This window comes from Thiothrix fructosivorans, from assembly GCF_017349355.1.
In the GTDB taxonomy this organism is placed as follows: domain Bacteria; phylum Pseudomonadota; class Gammaproteobacteria; order Thiotrichales; family Thiotrichaceae; genus Thiothrix; species Thiothrix fructosivorans.
The window spans coordinates 401,018-424,220 of record NZ_JAFMPM010000006.1; the positions used below are offsets into that span (position 1 = coordinate 401,018).

Consider the following 23,203-nt stretch of genomic DNA (forward strand, 5'->3'; position numbering starts at 1 on the left):
GTAGATACAATTTTTGTTATTTTTCCAACTGCGTAACGTCGCGCACCGCGCCGCGTGATGCGGATGTCGTCATTGCCGCATACGCCTTCAACGCCGCACTCACGTAACGCTCACGGTTAACGGGTTTCCAGCCTGCTTTGCCTTTAGCCTCCATCGCAGCGCGACGGATTGCCAGCATTTCATCGCTAATACGCACATTGATCGTCCGGTTCGGAATATCGATGTCGATCATGTCGCCTTCTTCCACCAAGCCAATCGCGCCACCCTCCGCTGCTTCTGGGGATACATGCCCAATCGACAAGCCCGATGTACCGCCGGAAAAACGCCCATCCGTGATCAATGCACACGCCTTGCCCAAGCCTTTCGACTTGATATAAGAGGTGGGGTAAAGCATTTCCTGCATTCCGGGTCCACCGCGAGGGCCTTCATAACGGATCAATACGATGTCACCCGCCACGATTTGGTCGCCGAGAATGCCTGCCACCGCCGCATCTTGCGATTCAAAAATACGCGCAGGGCCAGAGAATTTGAGGATGCTGTCATCCACCCCAGCGGTTTTGACCACGCAACCGTCCAGTGCGATATTGCCAAACAAGACGGCAAGCCCGCCCTCTGTGCTGTAAGCGTGCGCTTTGTCGCGAATGCAGCCGTGTTCACGGTCGAGGTCGAGCGTATCCCAGCGTTTGCTTTGGCTGAATGCGACTTGGGTGGGAACGCCGCCTGGGCCTGCGCGGTAGAATTCTTGGCGCTTGGCATCGTCAGTCAGACGCACATCCCACAACGATAAAGCTTCCGCCATCGTAGTCGCGTGAACCGTGCCAACGTCGCGGTGCAGCAAACCCGCCCGATCCAATTCGCCCAAAATTGCAAACACGCCACCGGCACGATGCACGTCTTCCATGTGGTAAAGCTGGGTGGAAGGTGCAACTTTGCATAATTGCGGTACTTTGCGGCTCAAGCGGTCAATGTCGTTCATGGTGAAATTCACCCCGCCTTCTTGTGCGGCTGCCAGCAAGTGCAGGATGGTATTGGTCGAGCCACCCATGGCAATATCCAAACACATCGCGTTTTCAAACGCTTCCATCGTCGCAATCGAACGCGGCAACACCGAAGCATCGTCCTGTTCGTAGTAACGTTTTGCCAAGCCGACAATGATGCGCCCTGCTTCAAGGAACAAACGTTTGCGGTCGGAATGCGTCGCCAGCGTCGAACCGTTCCCCGGTAAACTCAAACCGAGTGCTTCGGTCAAGCAGTTCATGGAATTGGCTGTAAACATACCGGAACACGAGCCACAGGTCGGGCAGGCGGAACGTTCCATCGTTTCCACATTTTCATCGCTTTCGGCACTGTTGGCGGCGGACACCATTGCATCCACCAAATCCAGCTTCACCAGCTTGCCACCGATCACGGCTTTGCCGGATTCCATTGGCCCACCGGAAACGAAAATGGTGGGAATATTCAAACGCAGCGCTGCATTCAGCATCCCCGGCGTGATTTTGTCGCAGTTGGAAATGCACACCAGCGCGTCGGCGCAATGCGCGTTGACCATGTATTCCACCGCATCGGCGATCAATTCGCGGGAAGGTAGAGAATAAAGCATCCCGCCATGCCCCATCGCAATACCATCATCCACTGCAATGGTATTGAATTCTTTCGCAACACCGCCAGCGGCTTCGATTTCACGCGCCACCAGTTGCCCCATGTCTTTGAGGTGGACATGCCCCGGCACGAATTGAGTGAACGAGTTGGCAATGGCAATGATGGGTTTTTGGAAATCCTCATCCTTCATCCCGGTAGCACGCCACAAAGAACGGGCGCCAGCCATATTGCGGCCTGCGGTTGAGGTGCGGGAACGGTAAACGGGCATGGTGTACTCCTGACAACGAAAGCTTGCAAAGCGGCATTCTAACGCTGGAAGGGCTATACGTCATAATTTTAAGGATTTAGTGTTGCCCTTGCGCTTTATCCACGCCGCTTTCGAGACTATCGTTTTGATACGCCGTCAAAAATTCGTGCGGATTCACGTAAAAGACTTGTTCTAGTCCCAGTGGTTGTCCAGCTTTCCATTCGGTGACTAGCGGTGGGAGGCTACGAATGGAGTAATACAAATTCGCCACAGGTGTTTTGCTTTGGGTTGGCGTACCAATCGTGCCAATCTTTTCGCCGGTTTTAACCCAAGAGGCAGGTTTTACGCTGACTTTTTCCAGATTGGCGTAGTGATGTAAGCGCCATTTTGCGCCAAGTACCCAGACAGAGCTTTCGCCTTGTGAGTCTTTATCACTGTACAGCACTAAGCCGCTCGTGGTGGCTTCGACTGGCGTGCCGTTGTTGGCGAAAATATTGATGCCTTTAAGCGCATTGCTGCCGCCGATTTTGTAGGCATAGGCCGCGTTGGCGCTCCAATCATAGGGTTGAGCACCTTCCACGGGTACGTGGCGGTCTTCTGGTATCCAGTAGCCAATCATGTAAATGGTTAATGCTAGCAACAGTAGCAGAGGTTTTTTGTTCATTGTTCACACCCTATCGTCCCTATCCGTTTTTCTTATTTTTAAGACGGATATTCTGCTGGAAAGTTCGTATTATGCTTCAATCTATTATAAAAATATTTACTTGGCAAAAAAACCTTTTTCCGAAGGGTGGTAGGATTAGCTGGGATTTAGCAAAGTTTGCTTAATGGTGTTGATGGTTTCGCTCCATTCGGATGGAACGTTTTTTTGCCAGTCAGACAGGTATTTATTCAATGATTTATCGTCGCTGTCCTCGCCGAGGTTGATATAGTTCATGATCACCCACGTTTGCGGTTTTGCGGCGAAGATCGGTAGCAGTTGATTGGCGACGAGTTCGTTCAAGTCGCGTCCTTGCGCAACGGGGTCAGCGCTCAAGGCTTCCGCGTATTGTTTGTACCATTTGGGCAGTTTCATGCCTTTAGGAAGACGGCGATGCGTCTGCTTGTACATATCTTGTTGATAGTCGATGAATTTAGGCGCGTATTCCTGCCATTGCGGGTATGGCGGGTTGGTTTCCCAGTGCTTTGCCATTTTTTCCAAGGTAAATAGGCTGAAGGCTTCGCATAAGGATTCTTCAAACCATTGTTGCTGGGAGACGTTACGCGGGGCAAGGTCGTAATTGGACATCAAATGGCACATTTCATGCGAAAACTGGTAAGCCAGTTGCGCCCAATAGCGCCCGTTCACGTTTAATAAGACGATGTATTCACCGGTAGCACCGCGTTCATACAGCGAAATGGGGCCACCTTTGTCGTTGCGCACCGTAATCGCGCCAAAATTGCGCCCTGCCATGTAGGGTGAAATCACCTCGATCACCGATTGCAGCACGGTTTGCACATCCGCTGGGCTGGCATCCCCCCATTCTTGGCTTTCCACCGAGACTTGCGCAGGCGCAACGAATGCCTGAAGTTGGAACGGCAGCAGCGTCAGCAAAAATAGCAGCAAGATTTTTAGGTAGCGCATAAACGATCCTAGGTTTTTCGGTGATAGCGTGCGTATGGTTAATCATGGCGGGTGCGACTGAACAGCGTGAGTGTGCTAGTCGGTAGTGGAAAAACGATAGCCGTGCAGCGGCTAGTGCTTTTCCACAGGAAGATTCAAGATGAATTCAGCGCCGCTAGTGGCATCGCCTAAGCGAATATTCCCGCCGTAAGCTTTGAGGATAGAGGTCACAATTTCCAGCCCTAACCCTGTGCCACCTTTGGTGCGTTTGGTGGTGAAAAACGGCGTGAAAATCTTGTCACGGTTTGCGGCGGAGATACCGTTGCCGTTGTCATGCAGGCGCAAGCGCAAGGTGTCACTGCCCCCGTGGGTATAAAGGTTTACCTGTGTTGCGCCGTGTTGCAAGCTGTTATCCAGCAAATTGGTGACGACGGCTTCGAGTGCATCGGGCGCAATCGCCAACGCGGTGCTGGGGAGTGGATTGCCGAAGTGTAATATTAGCCCGCGATCTTGATAGCGGTTGCGGAGGGCCTTGAACAGGTTGGTTAAGGTGCTGCTGTCTTTGCTGGTTTCCAGCGAATCGGCGCGTGCTAATTCCAGTAAGCGATTCACCAATCTTTTCAGGCGTTGGGTATCGTCGAGCAGGTTTTGGATGAAGCGTTCACGGCGTTCCATCGGCATGGTGTCGATGTGATCATGCAGCAATTCCAGTGCGCCTTGTATCGCGGTCAGTGGCGTTTTAAATTCGTGCGAAACGTGCGTGGCAAAACGGCGGATGTAGTCGGAACGTTCCGCCAACGCGTGGGACATGCCTGCAAAACTCTCGGAAAGTTGCGCAATTTCTTTGGTGACAGGGTTGTGAATGGGTTCAACTTCGCGCTGTTCGCCTTGGCGTACCCGTTCGGTTTGGCGCAACAATTCGCGGATCGGGCGCGAAATGGTGGAGGATACCAACAGAATTAATAACACAGCCAACACCAGCAAGCTCAAGGTCGCCAGCAAGACCACGCCTTTGTTTTCATAGAGGTGTTTGATGATATTGGTAGGGGTACGCGAGAGGTAAACCACGCCTTGCAAACGCCCTTCTTCGATCACGGGAAAGGCGGTGAAAATGCGGACATGTGTGCCGCGACTCACCGAATACAGCGGCGGGGGTGGTTCATCCGATACCCGTTGGCGAATGACGCTGGCGTATTTGCCTTGCAGCGCTTGTTTGATTTCGGGGATGTGCGCTAACGATAAGCCGACTTCTTCGCGACCCGCAATCACCGTGCCGTTAGCATCCAGCAAGCGGATGCCGGAGAGCGTGACTTGCTGGGTATCTTGTAAAATATGGCTCATGTGTACGCCAATTTTGTGGGCAAGCGGGTCAGTCGCTTGCGTGCTGGGGCGAGCATCGGGGCGGGGGGGCGCAATCGGGTCGATGAGATCCACACGGGGTGTGACGGGCGCATAAAACGTATCATCCAGCGGTTGTGGTTTGTGCAGATAGGGATTGTCTGGCAAGGTCAGCGAGCTGGAAAACTGCACGTAACCGTAATCCTCTTCACGGCGTTGATCGCGCACGAATTGCCGAAAGGTCGCTGCCAAGACGGCGGATTGCGAAATCAGTTCCAGCTCGGTTTGCTGCACCAATTCATTTTCGTAAATGCGGAAGAAATACAGCCCTCCCAGCGGTAACGCCAACACCGCCAACATCACCAACAGCAAAATGCTCCGCAAGCGGAACAGGGTTTTGCGTGGTAACGGCAGGTGAGCATTTATTGGCATGAAGCAAGTTTATAACCGACTCCATGCACCGTTTCAATCACATTTTCACAGCCACTATCGGCAAATTTCTGGCGAATGTGGCGGATATGGCTGTCGATGGTGCGGTCGCTGACGTACACATTGCCGTCGTAGGCATTGCCCATAATGCTGTCGCGGCTGAAGACGCGGGTCGGCTGGCGGGCAAACAGTTGCAGCATGGCAAATTCGGTGGCAGTGAGATTGAGGGCTGTGCCATCCCACTGCGCGGCGTGTTGTTCGGGCTGAATACTGAGCTTGCCGTAACGTAATGTGCCCAGTGGTGGCTCGACGGCAGGTTTGCTTTGCTGCTGAGTGCGTTTGAGGATGACGTTGATGCGTGCCACCAATTCACGCGGGCTGAACGGTTTGGTGACGTAATCATCGCCGCCGATTTCCAAGCCCAGAATGCGGTCAATCTCATCATCCCGCGATGACAAAAACAAAATCGGCACGTCAGAAAATTTGCGGATTTCGCGGCAGACTTCCAACCCGTCCAGTTCCGGCATATTAATGTCGAGCACCAGCAAATCGGTGGGGTGATGGCGGAAGGTGTCCAAGGCTTGGCGACCGTCCTCGGTTTGGGTGACTTGCATTCCCGCTTTTTCGAGCGCGAAGCTAATCACATCGCGGATATGCGGGTCGTCGTCGGCAATGAGTATGTGTTTATTCATAAGGCGTAGTGTAGCAAACAATAGGAAACCCCAATCGGCGGGTGTCGTACCGTCGATCGGGATCTAGGAGTCTCAGGGTTTCTAAAACCCCGCCGGGAAAACTGGTCGTAGCAGAAGATTATTGTTGTCATCTCCAGTACCCGTTCGGTGAGTAGTGTCAGGACTGTATGCTACGTAAGACATGTGCAGGCTTTATCCCGATAATGTGGAGATACGTCGGAAATAGTTTGCAGATTGTGTGCAGAATAGAAAAATCAGGGGTTTCTGCAAATCGTGCTTGAATTTCCTCTTACTCCGTGCTGCAAGATGGATTACAATCGCCCCCTTATCCGCAGTTCCTGCGCTTATTCTTAGAGATTTGGACAAATGACTGACTTAACACTTTACCGGAATATCGGCATTTTCGCCCACGTTGACGCGGGCAAAACCACCACGACCGAACGTATCCTGAAACTCACCGGCAAAATTCATAAGCTGGGTGAAGTTCATGATGGCGCATCGACAATGGACTTCATGGCGCAGGAAGCTGAGCGCGGGATCACCATCCAGTCGGCAGCGACCACCTGTTTCTGGAAAGGTCACCGCTTCAACGTTATCGACACTCCAGGGCACGTTGACTTCACCATCGAAGTTTACCGTTCCTTGAAAGTTCTTGATGGCGGCGTGGGCGTATTCTGCGGTTCCGGCGGTGTTGAGCCACAATCAGAAACCAACTGGCGTTATGCGAATGACTCCGGCGTTGCCCGTGTTATTTATATCAATAAACTCGACCGTATTGGTGCTGACTACTACCGCGTTGTCAAACAGGTAGAAGACGTACTCGGCGCACGCCCCATGCCAATGACATTACCGATCGGTCTGGAAGACAACTTCGTGGGTGTGGTTGACCTGTTAACCCGTAAAGCATGGGTATGGGACAGCTCCGGTGACCCGATGAAGTACACCATTGAAGACGTTCCGGCAGATATGGAAGCTCTGGTGGATGAATGGCGTGAAAAGCTAATCGAAATGGCGGTTGAGCAAGACGACGACCTGATGGAAATGTATCTCGGTGGTGAAGAACCCGCCTTGGAAGACATCAAGCGTTGCATCCGCAAAGGCACGATCAATTTGGACTTCTTCCCAACATTTGCTGGCTCTTCCTTTAAAAACAAAGGCGTGCAGTTGGTGTTGGACGGCGTGGTTGACTACCTGCCAAGCCCGATTGACGTAAAACCACAGCCTGAAGTTGACTTGGAAGGTAACCCGACTGGCGAATTCGCTATCGTTGATGCAAACCGCCCACTGCGTGCCTTGGCGTTCAAAATCATGGACGACAAATACGGTGCACTGACGTTTACGCGTATTTACTCCGGTACACTGAAAACCGGCGACACCATCCTCAACACTTTCACCGGCAAAACCGAACGGGTTGGGCGTATGGTGGAAATGCACGCGGATGATGCGAACTCCATTGATTTCGCGCAAGCGGGTGACATTATTGCACTGGTTGGTCTGAAAAACGTGCAGACTGGTCATACCCTGTGTGACCCGAAAAACCCTGCGACACTTGAACCGATGGTCTTCCCTGATCCGGTCATCTCCATCGCTATCTCACCGAAGAACAAAGCCGGTGCAGAAAAAATGGGTATCGCCCTCAACAAAATGGCGAAAGAAGACCCGTCTTTCCGCATTGAGACTGACCAAGAAACCAATGAAACCATCCTCAAAGGCATGGGCGAATTGCACTTGGACATCAAAGTCGACATTTTGCTGCGTACTCACGGCGTAGAAGTTAACGTGGGTAAACCACAGGTTGCTTACCGCGAATCTATCACCACTCGCGTTGAAGACAGCTATACCCACAAGAAGCAGTCGGGTGGTTCTGGTCAATACGGTAAAATCGACTACACCATCGAACCGGGCGAACCGGGTACAGGTTATACCTTTGAATCTGTGGTCGTCGGTGGCTCTGTACCGCGCGAATTCTGGCCTGCGGTCGACAAGGGTTTCAAAGACAGCATGGGCAAAGGCCCACTCGCTGGCTACCCGGTCGTTGACGTGAAATTCACCTTGCGCGAAGGTGGTTTCCACGCGGTTGACTCCTCAGCCATTGCGTTTGAAATTGCGGCGAAAGGCGGCTTCCGTCAAACCATGCCTAAAGCGGGTCCGCAAATCCTTGAGCCAATCATGAAAGTTGACGTATTCGCACCGGATTCCCATGTGGGCGACGTGATCGGTGACTTGAACCGTCGTCGTGCAATGATCAAATCCCAAGATGCCGCGCCTATCGGTGCACGTATCAAGGCAGAAGCGCCACTGTCTGAAATGTTTGGTTACATCGGTACACTGCGTACCATGACTTCGGGTCGTGGTCAGTTCTCGATGGAATTCTCCCATTACGCGGCTTGCCCGAAATCGGTTTCCGATGCGGTCATCAAAGAAGCGCAAGAACGTAAGAAAGCGTTGGACGCTGAGAAGTAAAACCCCTCACCCCAACCCCTCTCCCTCAAGGGGCGAGGGGCTAAGAAAAAGCCTCGCTGGGTAGCTAGCGGGGCTTTTTTTCGTCTGGAAGAACTTAAATTGACTGTTTTAATAATTAAATTAAAATATTTTATAGATAATTTTGATCTATCTAATTCGTGCTTCTGAACAAAAGCTATGCTTTTTGTAAGGGATTTGTAAGTTATTTTGCCCATAATACAATCAAGAAGAATAACTATTAGGCTCGAAACGCGATTAGGTTTTTATTGATTAATTGGGTTTGGGTCACTTGCGAGGGAGGGCTGTTGAGGGACAGCCTTAATAGAGTATTCGTTGAGGGCTTAACTTATGTGTCCAGAAAGCATTGTGTGGGCTGATTTACGCTTTAACCGCACCACCCCTAGTAACCGTCGCCTGATCCCCAGTGGCTGGCGAGTCGAGAAAGTGGAAACCCCTAATTATGTCAGCAACGTGACGGAGCGTGAATCGCCTAGGTTGCTGGTGTTTGAATTCGACCGCCCTGACATCCCTTCCCTATCCAGTTTGAGCAGTATCCGACGGCGGTTTGCGGCTATTCCGGTGTTGATGCTGACCGAATACCATTCGGAGGCGCTGGCAATCTGGGCATTACGTAACCACGTAACGAACTACTTGGTGGTTCCCATCTCGCAACATGAGCTGGTGGGGAGTGTGGAAGAGGCCATGATAGCCTCTTGTTCACAAGGGGCGAACCCGATCCCTAATGAGTTGCGCTTCCGCACGGTTGCTTGCCACAAAACGGCAGCAGCGGTGAGTTATGTGGAATCACATTATTACGAAGCAGTACGGGAAGAGGCAGTGGCAGAGGTTTGCAACATGTGCGTGAGTGCTTTCAGCCGGACTTTCAGGAAGGAGCAGGGGAAGACGTTCCGGGACTATTTGCTGGCTTACCGGATTGGTAAGGCGTGTGAGTTGTTGCGGGTGTCGGGGGTGAATGTGACGGATGTGGCGTTTACGGTGGGGTTTAATGATTTATCGTATTTTTCGAGGATGTTTAAGCGCTTGATGGGACAAACACCAACGGGCTTTCAAATATTATTAACTTTGCAAAAAAATACTGGCACTGAGCATAATAATCCTAGCAGTTTTCAACCTATTTTCAGTAACATAAACGATAAGGAATGTAATTATGACTGCTGTGGGTAGCGATTATTCTGACAATAGAAAAGCAAAAGGAGATGGTTATGTCTAAGTTTAATTATTGTATCACAATAAATGGTGAGAAAATTTGCATTGATATACCAGTTATTCATGAACCATGGTTGCTGTTAAAAAATCTACTGGAAGTAAGACCTACACCTGATCCGTGGATAATCCGTGACAAGGTTATACCCATCTCCTTATACACAAATCAATCCATTCCTAACTCACTAGCCATCTGAATGCCATAAATGCAGTCCAGCACGCGTGAATAGCCTAACCAGATACTTTTAGCCCCCGGTTCGCCGTCGGATTTTCTGCCCAAAAAGCCACCCAGTTCTGCCAGATTGCGGATCACTTGATGGAGGGTCGGTATGCCATCGGGTAGTGCTTTTTTGCCGAGCCGGAAGGAGACTTTCCATTCCAGCGGGTCAAACACCCGATTAGCCGGGAGTTCTGGGCAGGTACGCCCCAGCCGCATCAGAAACATAATCCGCCACGCCACCATGATGTAGAGCGCGAGGGCTTTTTCGATGCGCTCTTTGGTCTCCAGTTGCAGTTTTTCGACGCGGCAGCCGACTTTCAGGACATCAAAAAACATCTCGATTTCCCAACGCGCTCGATACCAGTCGATAAGTTCACAGGCAGCATCGGCTGTTTCCACACAACGGTTGGTGACTAAACGCCAAATAAGGGGAGATTTTCCGGCGGGTGGGTTGATTTCTTTGGCTTGAACCAAGGTCAATAGCATCGGATGCTGACTCTTGGGACGCAAGGTATAACGTAACACCTTGATTTCTTGTACCACTTTGCGGGGCTTTTCACCCTGCTTGCGTGGTTTGGTAAAGGTGATACGGGTCAACGCCTGTTGTTGCTCAATGGCATCCCACAGTTTGAGGTCATCTCCTAAGGCACGGTTATGTTGCGCCCGTATCAGCAGGTCAGCCGGGTAATTCAAGGCTTGCGCCCGTTGGAGCAAGTTGACGAATTCGGTACTCTGTCGCTTCAAAGTGGGATGCCATCAAAGCCTCATGGCTCACCGCTTCATTCCAGAAGAAACGGTACGTCGCCAAGGTGCTTGACCAACTTTGGCAAGCCCTAGGGATGCTGGACTGGGGGGCTTTCAGCATAGCGTTGAGAATATGGACAGCGCGTGTTTCGAGACGCTTGTCTCCCAAATCAAGATCGGTGAGTTCGCTAGATGACCCGTTCATGGGCGAAAATTGCTTATCTTACATCAGCTTGGGGACTTGTGTATAAGGAGATGCATTCAAGCGGGTCGTGGGGCAGACGCCTACAGCTTTTCAGCAGGGTGGTGAAATACTTGCAAAAAACTACCAGTCATTTGCAACAAAATCCTAATAGTCAATAGTATTGATCACCTATCCTGACGGCTAGGTTATTGCGTAGAGAGGGAATAATATGAAGATTATTACTGCCACCACCGCAAATAATAAGTACTTGAGTGATTTTAGATATAGCATCAGCAATTGAGTTATCGGTTTCGATATTTTCTGTAGCCCTGTACGTGTTTGATTTGTTGTTGTGGGTGCAAACTTTGAAGAATGATAAATCAATGAGTTACAAGCAGCCAGAATTTTTTGTCGTGTACAGAGTCATTTAACTATCAACGATTTGCGAATTTATTTCTTAAGAGACGTCAGGGGCACGGAGGTAAACCTTCTTCCTTGATCTAAACACCGAGGAGATATTTATGAAAAATGATTTTAACAGTGACGGCAAAGCCGACATATTAGTCACTAGTCCATGGGGTTTAGGACTCCTAAGTCTATCGCAAAACAACATCTCTCTACACACCATGTCGCCTAATGGCACACGATTTGGTAGTTGGCTATTGAATACAAAAGATAATAATACCGAACTAAAAGCTGATTTTGATGGTGATGGCAGAGCCGAATTATTGATGTCCAGCCCGTGGGGGATCGGCATACTAAAACTTATCAACGGTAAATTCAGTTCTATCGCCATGGCACAAAATGGCACTCGGCACGGCGGGTGGATAATTAATACCGCCGACAACCAGTTTTTGCACGCCGCTGATTTTGACCGCGATGGTAAAGAAGAAATATTAATGACTAGCCCGTGGGGTATTGGCATTTTGAAATATGCCAATAACGGCATCACCTCTCTCATGCTCGCAGCGAATGATACCCGATTTGGCGGATGGTTATTGAACACCCGAGACAACTTCTTTACTCTCGTTGGCGATTTTGACGGTGACAAGCAAACGGAAATTGTGGTGACTTCGCTCTGGGGTTTAGGCATACTCAAATTCAATGGCACAACCCTTACTTCCATTGTTATGGCATCTAATGGCACAGATTTCGGTAGTTGGGTGCTGGATACTTCTGCTGACAAATTCGAAGTCGTAGGAGATTTCGATGGCGATGGCAGAGATGAAATACTAGTCAGCAACTCTAGCAAAATAGGCATAATCAAACTACAAGGCAATCACTTGACTAGTATTTGCGCAGCCAACAATGGCAATCACTTGGGTAGCTGGGTACTAGACAGCAAAACCAACAAAATGAACACAGTTGGGGATTTCGATGGCGACGGAAAAACTGAAATCTTAATCACGAGCGACTGGGGTTTGGGCGTACTAAAACTCAATGATAAAACACTACACTCGAGTGTCGCTGTCCCCAACGGTACTCGTTTTGGCGGTTGGCTATTGAATACCCGAGATAATCGACTCAACTACGCTGCCGATTTTGATGCCGATGGCCAAGTCGAAATCCAAATTACCTCACCATGGGGTATGGGGGTATTGAAACAATCAGGTAATACTTTCAACGCAGTTACAATGTCACCTAACGACACCCGTTTTGGCGGTTGGTTACTGAACACTGCCGATAATGACTTGGAAGCAGGTCTTGGACAATCTTATGGGCTGATCATTTATAACTCGCAGTGGCAAGGTTCAGTCGATAGCACTACGGCCTTTTTGAGAAGCAGAGGCTACACTGTGTTTGTTACCCCTAACGCTGCTACAGGAATTGGGATATTGAAGAACTTAGCTCTTTACCTTAAAGCAAGCGACAAACTTTTTGTATATTTAGCAGGGCATGGGGGAAGTAGTAGATCTTTAGGTGATACAACTAAAAGTGTATCGTTGACACATATACTTCAATTTGAAGACGGTGCTATTGTAGGCTACGACCAATTTGCCCCTTCATTTCAATTGATAGGCAATAAAGGTGTTGATTTGTCGGTATTTGACGGAAGTTGCGATGGCGGTGAGGCTGTGCTAAATGCCCTTGGAGAACGTTATTTAGCAATGTCAACCACAACTGTATATGCGCCAGGACTTACTAATACTCCCAATCCATCAGAGATAATGCAGATTTTCGGGAAGCCAAGTATGTTTGGGTTATGGTGGTCTCCGTACTATGCAGCCAGTCTGTTGACTTCTAAAACACCACATCGCTTTTATCAAAAAATCTACCGAAATGACAATACCGAAATAAACACACTATCGCTGTTTTACAAACCAGCTATCACGTTCTATATAGCATTAGGTAGCGGATGGGATCTGATGGTAAGGCATTGTTATTTGTATCGCTACATTTACCCTACAGATTTTAGTAAGTTAACGCAAGCGGAAAAAGACAAAACAACAGTATCTACAGCAGATTTTTTGGCTTCTATGAAGGCAGACTTCAATGCTTTTGCGCCCTCAATTGCAAGTTTGAAAAATATACTCAACAATACAACTTTTGTAAATCGAGCTGCCGATGTCTATACACGGTCATTCCCCAAACCTTGGCAAACTATCTTTGGGGACATGAATTGGGATGTCGTGGCTGAGCCAATTAGGCATTCTAGTATGAACAATGAGCTAGTTCCCGGTTCTTATACAGATACAGCAGGTTTCGTGCGCATGATCAACGAAATCTCAAATCTGATTGTTTTATTAGAGCACTGTTATATTAGGTCAGAGAGTCTGATCAATCAAATTGATGCTGAAGTTATGCGGAGAAACATATACAAAGGCATATTCAAAGCACAACTACTGCCAGTTAAAAAAATTACGGACTACCTAAAATTTAATGTCCATGAGCAGGAAATGACTATCCATACCCACCACATCTTAAATAGCCTGAAAATAGACAGAACAGTGTTCTACAAAACACTCGGAGAATCCCCTAAGGAATTACAAAAGAAAAAAGCATTCAATCACTTAATAGATGCCAATTTAGATATTATTAAACAACGAGTTGCAGAAAATTTCTTTGCTATCGCCTCTTTAGATAACTTAATCACTAATTTAAAAAGCATTTCAGTTGAAAGTGCAGTGTACTTAGACAAGCTTTTCTACTTGCTCATTATAGTCGAAGAGGCTATCTCACATGTACAGGCGAAAAACGTAGAATCGGGAGATTTGATTAGGTTTTAGGCATCTTTTATTTCGCGTAAACCTTTGTCTAACCCGCCCTTTCCAGCACATCCGCGCCACGAAGTAACTTTGTATTTTTGGGGTTCGTGGGGGGGGGCGGGACGCTGAACTTAGTCAAGATATAACGGTGTTCAGTTTGGACAGCCTCCGGTCTTTGCTGCGCCTGTTGGGTTTCGTCTGGAAACGTTGCAGCCGTTCTTGCAGCGACAGGTACGGGAGGAAACGGTGGCAGAGGTTTGCAACATGGGCATCAGTGCTTTCAGCCTGACTTTCAGGAAAGAGCAACGATTGAGCAAAAAACTTCAAGTCATTTGCAAAAAACTACAAGCCCTAATTTCCCCCAAAAACTATTCTAACCATGTCAAGCGACATGAGTGTATGTAAATCAATATGAGGAAATTATCATGGCTATTAACCTACAAGATATTCGGAGTGCTGTTATTAACTATATTGACACAAAAGTTACTGTATCAATTTCACCACTTAACCCGGCAGCAGGATTAACAGTTGGCCCAGACGAGCAGTTTGGCTTTACGTTGAAAGCCAAAAATGCAGATATTCCACTGAAAAATGTTATCTGGCATGTATGGGTAGAAAATTCATCTGTAGGGAAACTGATTGTCCCAGCATCGCCCAAAGCACATTCCAGCCTATATCCAAGTGAAGCCAACAAATTAACACCAGGAACTTCAGTTGCAGGGATGTATTTATTCCCCCCCTCAACAATTTTTTTCCCATTCCCGGTTGTAGATGCAATGCCTATTATTCCTGATCCTGCTGGTTACCTCGGTGTTGACGATACTGATAGTATCAGTTTACAAGGCAAGGCTGGTTCAACCGCTACGGGCGGCATTACCAATATTAGGTTCAATATTTATGCCGAATGTGACATGGATTGGCTGTTTCCAAAGTCACAAGACAGCGCCACCGCCATCAGGGCGTTGACGGTTGTTGGCTAGCAAACGAGAGAGCGATAACATTTGCAAAGCTATTGGTTGTTTAGCTTTATTATACAAAGGAGTGATAAGTCATGCCTTCAGACACTATTATAATTTCATCCTCACCATCCGTTACTAAACATGAATGATAAAGCACAGGAGAATTTGAAATGAGCACAAAACCAACCACTCATAAATTTGAATATGTACTTTCAGGTATTGAATTGACTGACAAACAGCACGCAACTATTGCGGCTGCCATCGCAAAAGCAGTGACAGAAACAGTCATTGCAACCCCTGAAAGCAGGATTAGCAAATTAATTGGCTCGTTAAAGATGGACAGACCTAATGGCGGAATGCTCGCTTTAATTAAAGATCAAGCATCCCTTGTGGATGCTTTCAAAAAAGAAGAGGAAATACGGCGAACACTGCCTGCTATGTAATCATCAGCCGCTGGGGTTGTTCTTGATCGACAGCCCCACTGTGCCATATCGCTCTGTATTGAGGATCACGTTAATGAGTACGCCTAAAATAGCTGCATCAACTTGCCCCAGTGCCCCTCCTGAGATTGGCTCATCCCTATTGGGAATCGTACAGGATAACGGTTCTGTTGCTTATCTCTCGCCAAATATCAAACTGACACAGGCACTGCTGGATGATTTCAGCAAGCAAGGGATAGCCACAGGAAAACGCCTGAGATTTTCCGGTTCTTGCATGAAAGAGGATTGTGTCCAGTGGGAAGCGGAGCATTGTGGATTAGCCGATGTGGCGGTTGCCATGAAAGCCAACCTTCCTGAAGCCAATACAGCGTTGCCCAAGTGTGGGATACGGGATACCTGTCGCTGGTTTTTCCAAGATAAAAAAGATGCCTGTTTGGTTTGTAAATATGTTATCCGTGACCCCTCATGATCAGTCAGCATTGATAGCCGCCGTGGATGGAAAACCCTGCTGAAGCCGAACGCTGTTTTGCTGCCGCCTTCCCGCTGTTTAAGCCGCACGGAGACACCGCTGGAAACCAATTTGCGCTGGCAACTGGATTCCGTCATCGGTTTTCAAGAGAAAGTCTTCGATAAGTTGCTGGCGGGTCGCCGAAGAACGGCGGAAATTCGACTTTTACGGAGGATACCTTATCGCCTTCTCGACTTATGAAAACCCCCATGGCGGGATGACTCCAGTTAGCTTCGGGCATCAGATCGACAAACAAGAAGTAGCCAACAAAGGGTATCTGATATTCTCTCGACCCCAGCCGGATACTTGCTCCTTGGGGCATCAACTGTGTATCCAGATACACGACGGCTTCGCCGCTTCGATCCAATGGCATCAGAGGCTCTAGTAATTCAAGCATCCTGTTATCGGATAAATCCATTTTCCCTTCTCCAGTCAAGCATTGCATCGGGTTCGCAAAAATATAAAACAGGCACAACATTAGACACCAAGCCAGCGAAAAAAGGGGAAATCCCCCTCTTTCCGTCCCGACTTTGGATGTCAAGTCAGCTTTCCCCATGTACTCCAGCCGTTGTTGGGTGCCGTCTGCCAGATATGCCACAACGCATTGTCCGAACCGATGGCGAATACTTCGAGGCGACCGTCTTGGTTTTTTGCCGTCGCAATTTCCTTCACGATGCCGCCCATGCTAGTCCAAGCACTCCAGCCGTTATTGGATGCCTTCTGCCAGATATGCCACAACGCATTGTCCGTACCGATAGCAAACACTTCGATGCGACCGTCAGCGTTGTTGCCCGCCCGGATATGTTTTACCCCACCGCCCATACTAGCCCAAGCACTCCAGCCATTGTTGGGTGCCGTCTGCCAGATATGCCACAAGGCATTGTCCGTACCGATGGCGAATACTTCGAGGCGACCGTCTTGGTTTTTTGCCGTCGCAATTTCCTTCACGATGCCGCCCATGCTAGTCCAAGCACTCCAGCCGTTATTGGATGCCTTCTGCCAGATATGCCACAACGCATTGTCCGTACCGATAGCAAACACTTCGATGCGACCGTCAGCGTTGTTGCCCGCCCGGATATGTTTTACCCCACCGCCCATACTAGCCCAAGCACTCCAGCCGTTGTTGGGTGCCGTCTGCCAGATATGCCACAACGCATTGTCCGAACCGATGGCGAATACTTCGAGGCGACCGTCTTGGTTTTTTGCCGTTGCAATTTCCTTCACGATGCCGCCCATGCTAGCCCAAGCACTCCAGCCGTTGTTGGGTGCTGTCTGCCAAATATGCCACAAGGCGTTGTCCGAACCGATGGCCAATACCTCAAGTCGACCGTCTTGGTTTTTTGCCGCCGCAATTTCTTTCACGATGCCGCCCATGCTAGCCAAAGCACTCCAGCCGTTGTTGGGTGCTGTCTGCCAGATATGCCACAACGCATTGTCCGTACCGATGGCCAATACCTCGAGTCGACCATCGCTGTTACCTGATGCAATGACCGCAGAGAACGTCTTCTGCGGAATGCCAGTAAGATACTGCGACTTTCCGCAATTCGCAGGCTTGTCGGCAAACTGCGGGGAGTCTCCCTCAACCTTGACAGCGTTGGCGTAGGCGAAGACATCATATGCCGAAGCTGGCTCCGAAACCGTAGTGGAAAGCGCCGAACCATTAGGATTGCGCCCTGTAACCCCCGCAATCCAATCCTTGGCGAATGGATCGAAATCCGCACCACCCATGGAATTGGCAGTCGCGATACATGCCGCAGCGAAAGAAGTACAGGTAGCCTTGGAATTATTCAGTACCGCATCTTGGAAGCCACCGGAATGGCATTGCTCCATCATTACCACCAAGCTCCCGAAAACCGGCAGCACTTTGACCTTGTTGGCAAAATCGGTAGCGGTGAAGCTGTTCCAGTTGGGGTAGCAACAAAGCCATGCTTCTGGATCACTAGTCGGCCCGCCACCGTGATTATTGGTATGAACGAGAAGCAGGTCGTTGGATTGCAATTTTGTCTTAATGGCATCCAGTGCCTGTCCGAGAGCCGTATTGGTTCCCGATCCATTGACCTTGATGCGATAAGGTGTGTTATTGCCAGGCCACGTTGTGACTGGCTGCGGAGTACCTGCATAATTGACCGTGCCGTCATAATTGAGCACGGTGATATTCACCGGATCGAACGTGTAGACATCCACCAATGTCCGGTAGAGAAACTCGAGATCGTTCAAATGTCGGTTATTGGACATCCCGGAAAACAAGATTGCATATTTTTTTCCGGTAGTATTGGCAATCGCATAATTGAGTTCTGGAATACTTGTGGGCTGCGCTGCGACCGCTACACCGCTGGTGAGTGTAGGTATAGCCACAGGTGCATGAATCGCGTCGTAATGATCGGGTGAGTGGTAATAATCTGCTGGTGGAAACTGCGAGGGATGGGTATCGTAATAATCGCCAGTTTTGGCGTCATACAGCATATGTTCGCAAGAATGTCCCCAGTTATAGAGCGGTGCATGATCCACCAGCACGATGACTGATTCCCTAGGCAGAGTAATACGGCGATTCAGACCCAGAACCACATCATCTCCCGCTGGAACGCTCCGGTTGGACATGTAGAGATTTACACGGTTAGTTCTAATGTCGTGTCTGACTTGCAGTTTCGCTTTTGCACTTATTCTGATTTTATTGAGTATATCATTGGAAACATTCATATTTTATATTCTCCCATTGTTAAGCGTTATTCCTGCCGCGAAAAGACACTACCCCATACGCGTCAGGTATTCGTTAAATGCTGAAGACTTAGGTCAATTTCTCTTTGTCATGGATATGAAACATCATCATCCTTCATTATTTTTTAAATAATGAACCAAGGCAAAGTCTATAGATTTATTTTCAATAATGGTTAGAACTTTTTTGCACGTTAGTTGTATTTTTTTGCAAGAAAATAAAATTTGGCGCACTGGGATCGATCCGTCTACGATCATGCCTCATATCCCCATGATTCCCCCGACCTACCTTATGCTTGATATTTATCACTACCCTCATCCGCCACCGCCTACTACACTTGTAACCGAGTGTTACAGGGGATAGCAATGCCCACATGGAAATCATCCGTCAAAATCAACCCGCCCAAAATCGGCAACATTTATTCCCGCAACGCTCTTATCCAGCAATTGCAGGCCACCCTCCCTAAGCCGCTAATCTGGATTTCAGCCCCCGCAGGCGCAGGCAAAACCACACTGATTGCCGATTACCTCGCAAGTCGCGCCATCCCGGCACTCTGGTATCAGCTTGATAGCGGCGACACCGACCCCGCGACTTTTTTCCATTATTTGGCGCTGGCCTCCTATCGTTTATGCAAGCAAGACCTACCCCTCCCCAAACTGGCAGCGGAATATCAGGGTGACCTTGCCACCTTCACCCGCCGCTTCATCGAACGCCTGTGTGCCGGAATCGATCCCCCCGCCGTTTTTGTCTTTGATAATTTTCAGGATTTGCCACCCAGCTCGCCGTTGCAGCCTTTGTTCCGCGAAGTTATTGCCACTTTGCCCGATGGATGCCGCGCCTTCTTCCTCAGCAGAGAAAAGCCTCCGGCTTGGGTTGCGGGGTTTGCTGCCCGCCATGCCGTCCATTTCATCGACCCGGATAGACTGCGGCTAACAGAAGAGGAGGCCATTGGCATCATCCGGCTGCTGGGGGATGGTTTTGCCACCCGCTACAGTGATGCCGATATCCGCCAAATTCACCAAACGGTGGATGGTTGGGCGGCGGGCTTGATCCTGATGTGCCGCGCATGGCAGCAAAGCCCAGCACTTACCCCATTGTGGAAAGACGAGCGTAGTCATGCACTGATCTTCGATTATTTTGCCAGCGAATTGTTTGAGCGGCTCAATGCAGAAAAGCAGGCATTTTTGCTCCAGTCAGCGTTGCTGCCCATGATGCCACCTGCTCAGGTATGCCAATTGACGGGGCATCCCCACACCGAACGAATTCTGCAAGAGTTATACGCACGCAACTTTTTTCTCACCCGCACCACCGAACAGGCATTGATTTACAAATACCACCCCCTGTTCCGCGAATTCTTGCTCAAACAAGGGCGGGAACGCTGGGGCAGTGAACAGCTTGATAGCCTGCGCCGCCAAGCCGCTCAGGTGTTGCTGGAAGCTGGGCAGCTAGAAGCCGCGCTTGAGTTGGCGTTGTCAGGTAGTGATTGGCAAACCGCCACGACCCTCATTACTTCACAAGCTACCCAACTCATTGCCGAAGGGCGCAACCAGACGTTGTTGGGTTGGTTGCAACGCCTGCCAGATAGCTTGGTGAATACCACGCCGTGGCTGCTCTATTGGCAGGGCATCGCCGTGGATGGACACAACCCTGCCGCCGCCGCACACTGTTTCGCCGCCGCTTTCCCGCTGTTTGCCAGTAGGGGGGAAACAGCGGGTATGTACCTGACCATTGCCAGTGTCATCTTGATGTCGTGGATGACCCAGCAGAACCATCAGGGCATGGATCTGTGGTTACAACGCTTTGACCAACTGTATGCTACTGAACCGGACATTGCCTCACCCGCCACGGAAGCCAAAGTGGTGGCGGCGGTACTGATGGGCATTTCCTTCCGTTGCCCCGCGCATCCGCAGGCCGAACACTTGCTGACACGTGCCCGCCACCTGTGGGCGTTGCCGCTGGAGGCGAATTTGCGCTGGCAACTGGGTTCTGCTATCGGCTTTTTTATTGCGGGGCGCGGCGATTTGATCCACTGGGGTAAGACCGTGCGGCTGTATGAAGCAACGGGCAATGAGGCGGGATATTCCCCGCTCGAACAGCTCCATTTGCTGCTCTCGCTGGGTTTCATCGACTGTTTTGCGGGGCAGTACGATACCAGCCGCGATTATGTGCGCAAGGCATTGGCGTTGGGGCAGGAAAGCGGCGTGCATGTGTACGACCTGTTCCTGCTGGCAGTGGGTACGTATAACGGGCTGATGCAGGCTAGGCTAGCGGAAGCCGATAGCCACCTGAATACGATGCGCTTAATTCTGTCCACCCAGCCACCGAATTTTCACACCGTACATTATCGGCTGCTGCTGAACTGGCGGGCGCTGGTGGCTGGGGCGTTTGCCGATGCGCTGGATCATGGGCGGGCGGCGTTGGAACTGGCTTTGGAAAACGGCGCAGTCTATCCGCTGGCGCGTTGCCGTCATGGGTTGGCGCTGGCCTTGTTTATGACGGGGAATCAAGCAGAAGCCCTAGCCCTGCTTGATCAGGCCAGAATCCCTTGGGGAGACTCCCACTATCAACAGCTTGTGTATGACTGCGGTTTATCCGAAGCGTGGTTTCGGCTGCGTATGGGGGATGAAAACGCAGCGGCTACCTTGCTCGCCAATGCGCTGCAACAGGGGCAGGCACAGGGTTGGGGTTTGCCTTTATGGTCATTCCCCAACTGGATTGAACCGCTGTTGCGGTTTGCACTGGAACAGGACATCGCCACCGCGCAGGTGCAGCAACTCATCCGCCAGGCCGGAATGATCCCGAAAGAACCTGAGCGTCTCCCCGCCAACTGGCCGATGTCGGTCAAGATCCAAACATTGGGGCGCTTTGCTGTTGAGGTTAGCGGTGAACCACTGCCCGTTGACACCCCGTCAAAAAACCGCCCGCTGGAACTGCTGAAAGTGCTGGTCGCCTTTGGCGGGCGGGATGTCAGCGATACTCGGCTGATGGATGCTTTATGGCCAGACGCTAGCGGTGACGCTGCTACCCGCTCCCTCAACACCACCTTGCACCGCCTCAGAAAAGCACTCGGCGTAGAACAAGCCATTGTCCTCAAAGACCGCAACGTTTCTTTCGATGCCCGTCATGTGTGGCTGGATGTATGGGCGTTTGAACGCACGTTGGAGCGGCTTAGGCAGCAATTGGATTGCCCTCAGACCAATGCTGCGGGGGTCAAACAGCTCTGGGACGCTGCCAGCACCTTATACGTTGGACCATTCCTCGGCAAAGGGGCGCAACAAAGCTGGGCACTGGACATGGCAGAACGCCTGCGTAGCCGGATGTTACGCTTCACCTTGATGGTGGGTGATTATTGGGAAAAAGCCTCCGACTGGGAACAGGCTATCCGAGTCTACAGCAAGGGGCTGGAGATCGACCCGCTGATCGAAACCTTCTACCAATGCCTGATGCGTTGTTATGAGCAGTTAGGTAAACCCTCTGAAGCCCTTGCCACCTACGAGCGTTGCCGTGAAGTGCTGGGCAAGGGGTTGGGCGTCATGCCCGGTACTGAAACCGTGAAGTTGTACAAGGAAATCTGGGCGCGTGCCGCCTCTCTCTGAGCATTCACATTAAATGCAAAAAATTGCCAGTGTTTTGCAACAAAGTTCTAAACAGACATTCCCACCATCCCCTATCCTGCTAGAGACGTTTCCTATTCACCAAGCAGATGGGGTCGCCTCATGTGGAAGAGCAAAGTTTCATCGTAAGATTTTACCGCTTCGATAACCAACAGCCTGATAGCACCGTAGGCACGGTTCAGGCTGTCGAATCCAGTTTGCGTTTGCATTTCACGGGAATGGATGGGCTTTGGCAAGCCATGATCCGTTTGAAAACGTGTGCGGACGAAAACAAACAGACGCAAAGCCCATAAACAGCTTAAGGAGTTTGTCGTTCTGGGGAAAAGGGAGTAATGGCAGCAGAAAAGTACCAGTATTTTGCAAGAAAGTGCCAGTCAAAAAGACCTGCCTACATTGATACTGATACTCATGGTTTTTACTGATTTTTTCAGTAAATTTTGAACGGTTGATCCCATCCATGTTAGTGAGGTATTAAGTATGACTACCAAAATCAAATTCCCGGCCGAAGAGGTCAGAGAACATATTAAAAAAATCGAGAAAGTTATCGAAAAACAGAAACAGGAAAACAAGGAAGTGAATTTCACGGCAGTTACGCCTGAAGAAATTGAGGAAAAGCTTAGGCGTGTTGACTCGCCGATGATCATATCCCAAGGCTGGGGCAGTACGATGCCGGGAGGTACGATCAATTATAATCTCGGTATCTATAATCCCGACCCAACACAAGCTATCTGGTTGTTTGCACATGTATGGGTGGGTTCTGGCAATATTGACCCCGTAGTGGGGACGTTCTTGCTAAATGTTGATAACCGCTTTCCTCGTTTGACCATGCCGTCATTCAGTGGTCTAACGCTAGCGGCGGGTGCTTCAGCGACACTGAACTTTACCCTGAAGGTGCCTGCTACTGTTGAGAAAACCAACTATATCGGTAACAGTTGCCTGATGCGGTTCAACTGGCACGATGTAGGAGCTTACCTTGATCGTGGTGTCTTTGTATTCAAAGTTTCTTAGTAAGGAAAAGCA

18 protein-coding genes are annotated in these 23,203 nt (G+C 49.8%); 9 read left to right on the forward strand and 9 right to left on the reverse strand.

Annotated features, from left to right (window positions below; translation table 11 throughout):
• Positions 1 to 16: 16 nt before the first annotated feature.
• From ilvD to J1836_RS05165, 5 genes are all read right to left on the reverse strand, one after another.
• Positions 17 to 1,867, reverse strand: coding sequence for a dihydroxy-acid dehydratase (ilvD, locus tag J1836_RS05145; RefSeq protein ID WP_207250008.1), 1,851 nt, complete (start codon positions 1,865 to 1,867; stop codon positions 17 to 19).
• 76 nt (positions 1,868 to 1,943) lie between these two features.
• Positions 1,944 to 2,510 carry a M23 family metallopeptidase gene (locus J1836_RS05150; RefSeq protein WP_207250009.1) on the reverse strand — a complete coding sequence of 189 codons (567 nt, stop codon included), beginning with the start codon at positions 2,508 to 2,510 and terminating at the stop codon, positions 1,944 to 1,946.
• Positions 2,511 to 2,645: 135 nt separating this feature from the next.
• Positions 2,646 to 3,470, reverse strand: a complete 825-nt coding sequence (locus J1836_RS05155; protein ID WP_207250010.1) for a hypothetical protein — start codon at positions 3,468 to 3,470, stop codon at positions 2,646 to 2,648.
• Positions 3,471 to 3,581: 111 nt separating this feature from the next.
• Complete coding sequence (locus J1836_RS05160) at positions 3,582 to 5,219, reverse strand: HAMP domain-containing sensor histidine kinase (RefSeq protein WP_207250011.1); 1,638 nt, start codon at positions 5,217 to 5,219, stop codon at positions 3,582 to 3,584.
• Positions 5,210 to 5,908, reverse strand: a complete 699-nt coding sequence (locus tag J1836_RS05165; RefSeq protein ID WP_207250012.1) for a response regulator transcription factor — start codon at positions 5,906 to 5,908, stop codon at positions 5,210 to 5,212. Before J1836_RS05165 ends, J1836_RS05160 begins: the two co-directional genes overlap by 10 nt.
• Before the next feature lie 366 nt (positions 5,909 to 6,274).
• On the opposite strand from J1836_RS05165, the gene fusA reads away from it, so the two are divergent.
• Together fusA and J1836_RS05175 are read left to right on the forward strand one after the other, a co-directional pair.
• Positions 6,275 to 8,371, forward strand: coding sequence for an elongation factor G (fusA, locus tag J1836_RS05170; RefSeq protein WP_207250013.1), 2,097 nt, complete (start codon positions 6,275 to 6,277; stop codon positions 8,369 to 8,371).
• Between the two features lie 348 nt (positions 8,372 to 8,719).
• Positions 8,720 to 9,556, forward strand: coding sequence for a helix-turn-helix domain-containing protein (locus J1836_RS05175; RefSeq protein WP_207250014.1), 837 nt, complete (start codon positions 8,720 to 8,722; stop codon positions 9,554 to 9,556).
• 205 nt (positions 9,557 to 9,761) lie between these two features.
• Here J1836_RS05175 and J1836_RS05180 read toward each other — a convergent pair whose 3' ends face one another.
• Together J1836_RS05180 and J1836_RS05185 are read right to left on the reverse strand one after the other, a co-directional pair.
• Positions 9,762 to 10,559: an IS4 family transposase gene (locus J1836_RS05180; RefSeq protein WP_207250015.1), complete on the reverse strand. Its 798-nt coding sequence runs from the start codon at positions 10,557 to 10,559 to the stop codon at positions 9,762 to 9,764.
• A complete protein-coding gene (locus J1836_RS05185) occupies positions 10,492 to 10,764 on the reverse strand; it encodes an IS4/Tn5 family transposase DNA-binding protein (RefSeq protein WP_207250016.1) in 273 nt (90 codons plus the stop codon). Before J1836_RS05185 ends, J1836_RS05180 begins: the two co-directional genes overlap by 68 nt.
• A 500-nt stretch (positions 10,765 to 11,264) precedes the next feature.
• On the opposite strand from J1836_RS05185, the gene J1836_RS05190 reads away from it, so the two are divergent.
• The 4 genes from J1836_RS05190 to J1836_RS05205 all read left to right on the forward strand — a co-directional run bounded on the left by J1836_RS05190 (position 11,265) and on the right by J1836_RS05205 (position 15,817).
• Positions 11,265 to 13,970: an FG-GAP repeat domain-containing protein gene (locus J1836_RS05190; protein ID WP_207250017.1), complete on the forward strand. Its 2,706-nt coding sequence runs from the start codon at positions 11,265 to 11,267 to the stop codon at positions 13,968 to 13,970.
• A gap of 404 nt (positions 13,971 to 14,374) precedes the next feature.
• Positions 14,375 to 14,929, forward strand: coding sequence for a hypothetical protein (locus J1836_RS05195; RefSeq protein ID WP_207250018.1), 555 nt, complete (start codon positions 14,375 to 14,377; stop codon positions 14,927 to 14,929).
• Positions 14,930 to 15,078: 149 nt separating this feature from the next.
• A complete protein-coding gene (locus J1836_RS05200; protein WP_207250019.1) occupies positions 15,079 to 15,351 on the forward strand; it encodes a hypothetical protein in 273 nt (90 codons plus the stop codon).
• 73 nt (positions 15,352 to 15,424) lie between these two features.
• Positions 15,425 to 15,817 (forward strand): hypothetical protein, encoded by a 393-nt coding sequence (locus J1836_RS05205; RefSeq protein WP_207250020.1) that lies wholly within the window; start codon positions 15,425 to 15,427, stop codon positions 15,815 to 15,817.
• A gap of 133 nt (positions 15,818 to 15,950) precedes the next feature.
• Here J1836_RS05205 and J1836_RS05210 read toward each other — a convergent pair whose 3' ends face one another.
• Entirely contained in the window at positions 15,951 to 16,274 is a 324-nt protein-coding gene (locus tag J1836_RS05210) for a hypothetical protein (RefSeq protein ID WP_207250021.1), read from the reverse strand.
• A 119-nt stretch (positions 16,275 to 16,393) separates the two neighbouring features.
• On the reverse strand, positions 16,394 to 18,454 hold the full coding sequence (locus tag J1836_RS05215) for a DUF8189 domain-containing protein (RefSeq protein WP_207250022.1): 2,061 nt from the start codon (positions 18,452 to 18,454) through the stop codon (positions 16,394 to 16,396).
• A gap of 480 nt (positions 18,455 to 18,934) precedes the next feature.
• Here J1836_RS05215 and J1836_RS05220 point away from each other — a divergent pair, with 480 nt between their 5' ends.
• The 3 genes from J1836_RS05220 to J1836_RS05230 all read left to right on the forward strand — a co-directional run bounded on the left by J1836_RS05220 (position 18,935) and on the right by J1836_RS05230 (position 23,191).
• Positions 18,935 to 22,165, forward strand: a complete 3,231-nt coding sequence (locus J1836_RS05220; protein WP_207250023.1) for an AfsR/SARP family transcriptional regulator — start codon at positions 18,935 to 18,937, stop codon at positions 22,163 to 22,165.
• 122 nt (positions 22,166 to 22,287) lie between these two features.
• Positions 22,288 to 22,476 carry a hypothetical protein gene (locus J1836_RS05225; RefSeq protein ID WP_207250024.1) on the forward strand — a complete coding sequence of 63 codons (189 nt, stop codon included), beginning with the start codon at positions 22,288 to 22,290 and terminating at the stop codon, positions 22,474 to 22,476.
• Positions 22,477 to 22,660: 184 nt separating this feature from the next.
• On the forward strand, positions 22,661 to 23,191 hold the full coding sequence (locus tag J1836_RS05230) for a hypothetical protein (protein WP_207250025.1): 531 nt from the start codon (positions 22,661 to 22,663) through the stop codon (positions 23,189 to 23,191).
• Positions 23,192 to 23,203 lie beyond the last annotated feature (12 nt).

Excerpts from the sequence above, each read along its gene's own strand:
- ilvD (WP_207250008.1), bottom strand. The coding sequence starts at position 1,867 with ATGCCCGTTTACCGTTCCCGCACCTCAACCGCAGGCCGCAATATGGCT.
- J1836_RS05150 (WP_207250009.1), bottom strand. The coding sequence starts at position 2,510 with ATGAACAAAAAACCTCTGCTACTGTTGCTAGCATTAACCATTTACATG.
- J1836_RS05155 (WP_207250010.1), bottom strand. The coding sequence starts at position 3,470 with ATGCGCTACCTAAAAATCTTGCTGCTATTTTTGCTGACGCTGCTGCCG.
- J1836_RS05160 (WP_207250011.1), bottom strand. The coding sequence starts at position 5,219 with ATGCCAATAAATGCTCACCTGCCGTTACCACGCAAAACCCTGTTCCGC.
- J1836_RS05165 (WP_207250012.1), bottom strand. The coding sequence starts at position 5,908 with ATGAATAAACACATACTCATTGCCGACGACGACCCGCATATCCGCGAT.
- fusA (WP_207250013.1), top strand. The coding sequence starts at position 6,275 with ATGACTGACTTAACACTTTACCGGAATATCGGCATTTTCGCCCACGTT.
- J1836_RS05175 (WP_207250014.1), top strand. The coding sequence starts at position 8,720 with ATGTGTCCAGAAAGCATTGTGTGGGCTGATTTACGCTTTAACCGCACC.
- J1836_RS05185 (WP_207250016.1), bottom strand. The coding sequence starts at position 10,764 with ATGAACGGGTCATCTAGCGAACTCACCGATCTTGATTTGGGAGACAAG.
- J1836_RS05190 (WP_207250017.1), top strand. The coding sequence starts at position 11,265 with ATGAAAAATGATTTTAACAGTGACGGCAAAGCCGACATATTAGTCACT.
- J1836_RS05195 (WP_207250018.1), top strand. The coding sequence starts at position 14,375 with ATGGCTATTAACCTACAAGATATTCGGAGTGCTGTTATTAACTATATT.
- J1836_RS05200 (WP_207250019.1), top strand. The coding sequence starts at position 15,079 with ATGAGCACAAAACCAACCACTCATAAATTTGAATATGTACTTTCAGGT.
- J1836_RS05205 (WP_207250020.1), top strand. The coding sequence starts at position 15,425 with ATGAGTACGCCTAAAATAGCTGCATCAACTTGCCCCAGTGCCCCTCCT.
- J1836_RS05210 (WP_207250021.1), bottom strand. The coding sequence starts at position 16,274 with ATGGATTTATCCGATAACAGGATGCTTGAATTACTAGAGCCTCTGATG.
- J1836_RS05215 (WP_207250022.1), bottom strand. The coding sequence starts at position 18,454 with ATGTCCAACCGGAGCGTTCCAGCGGGAGATGATGTGGTTCTGGGTCTG.
- J1836_RS05220 (WP_207250023.1), top strand. The coding sequence starts at position 18,935 with ATGCCCACATGGAAATCATCCGTCAAAATCAACCCGCCCAAAATCGGC.
- J1836_RS05230 (WP_207250025.1), top strand. The coding sequence starts at position 22,661 with ATGACTACCAAAATCAAATTCCCGGCCGAAGAGGTCAGAGAACATATT.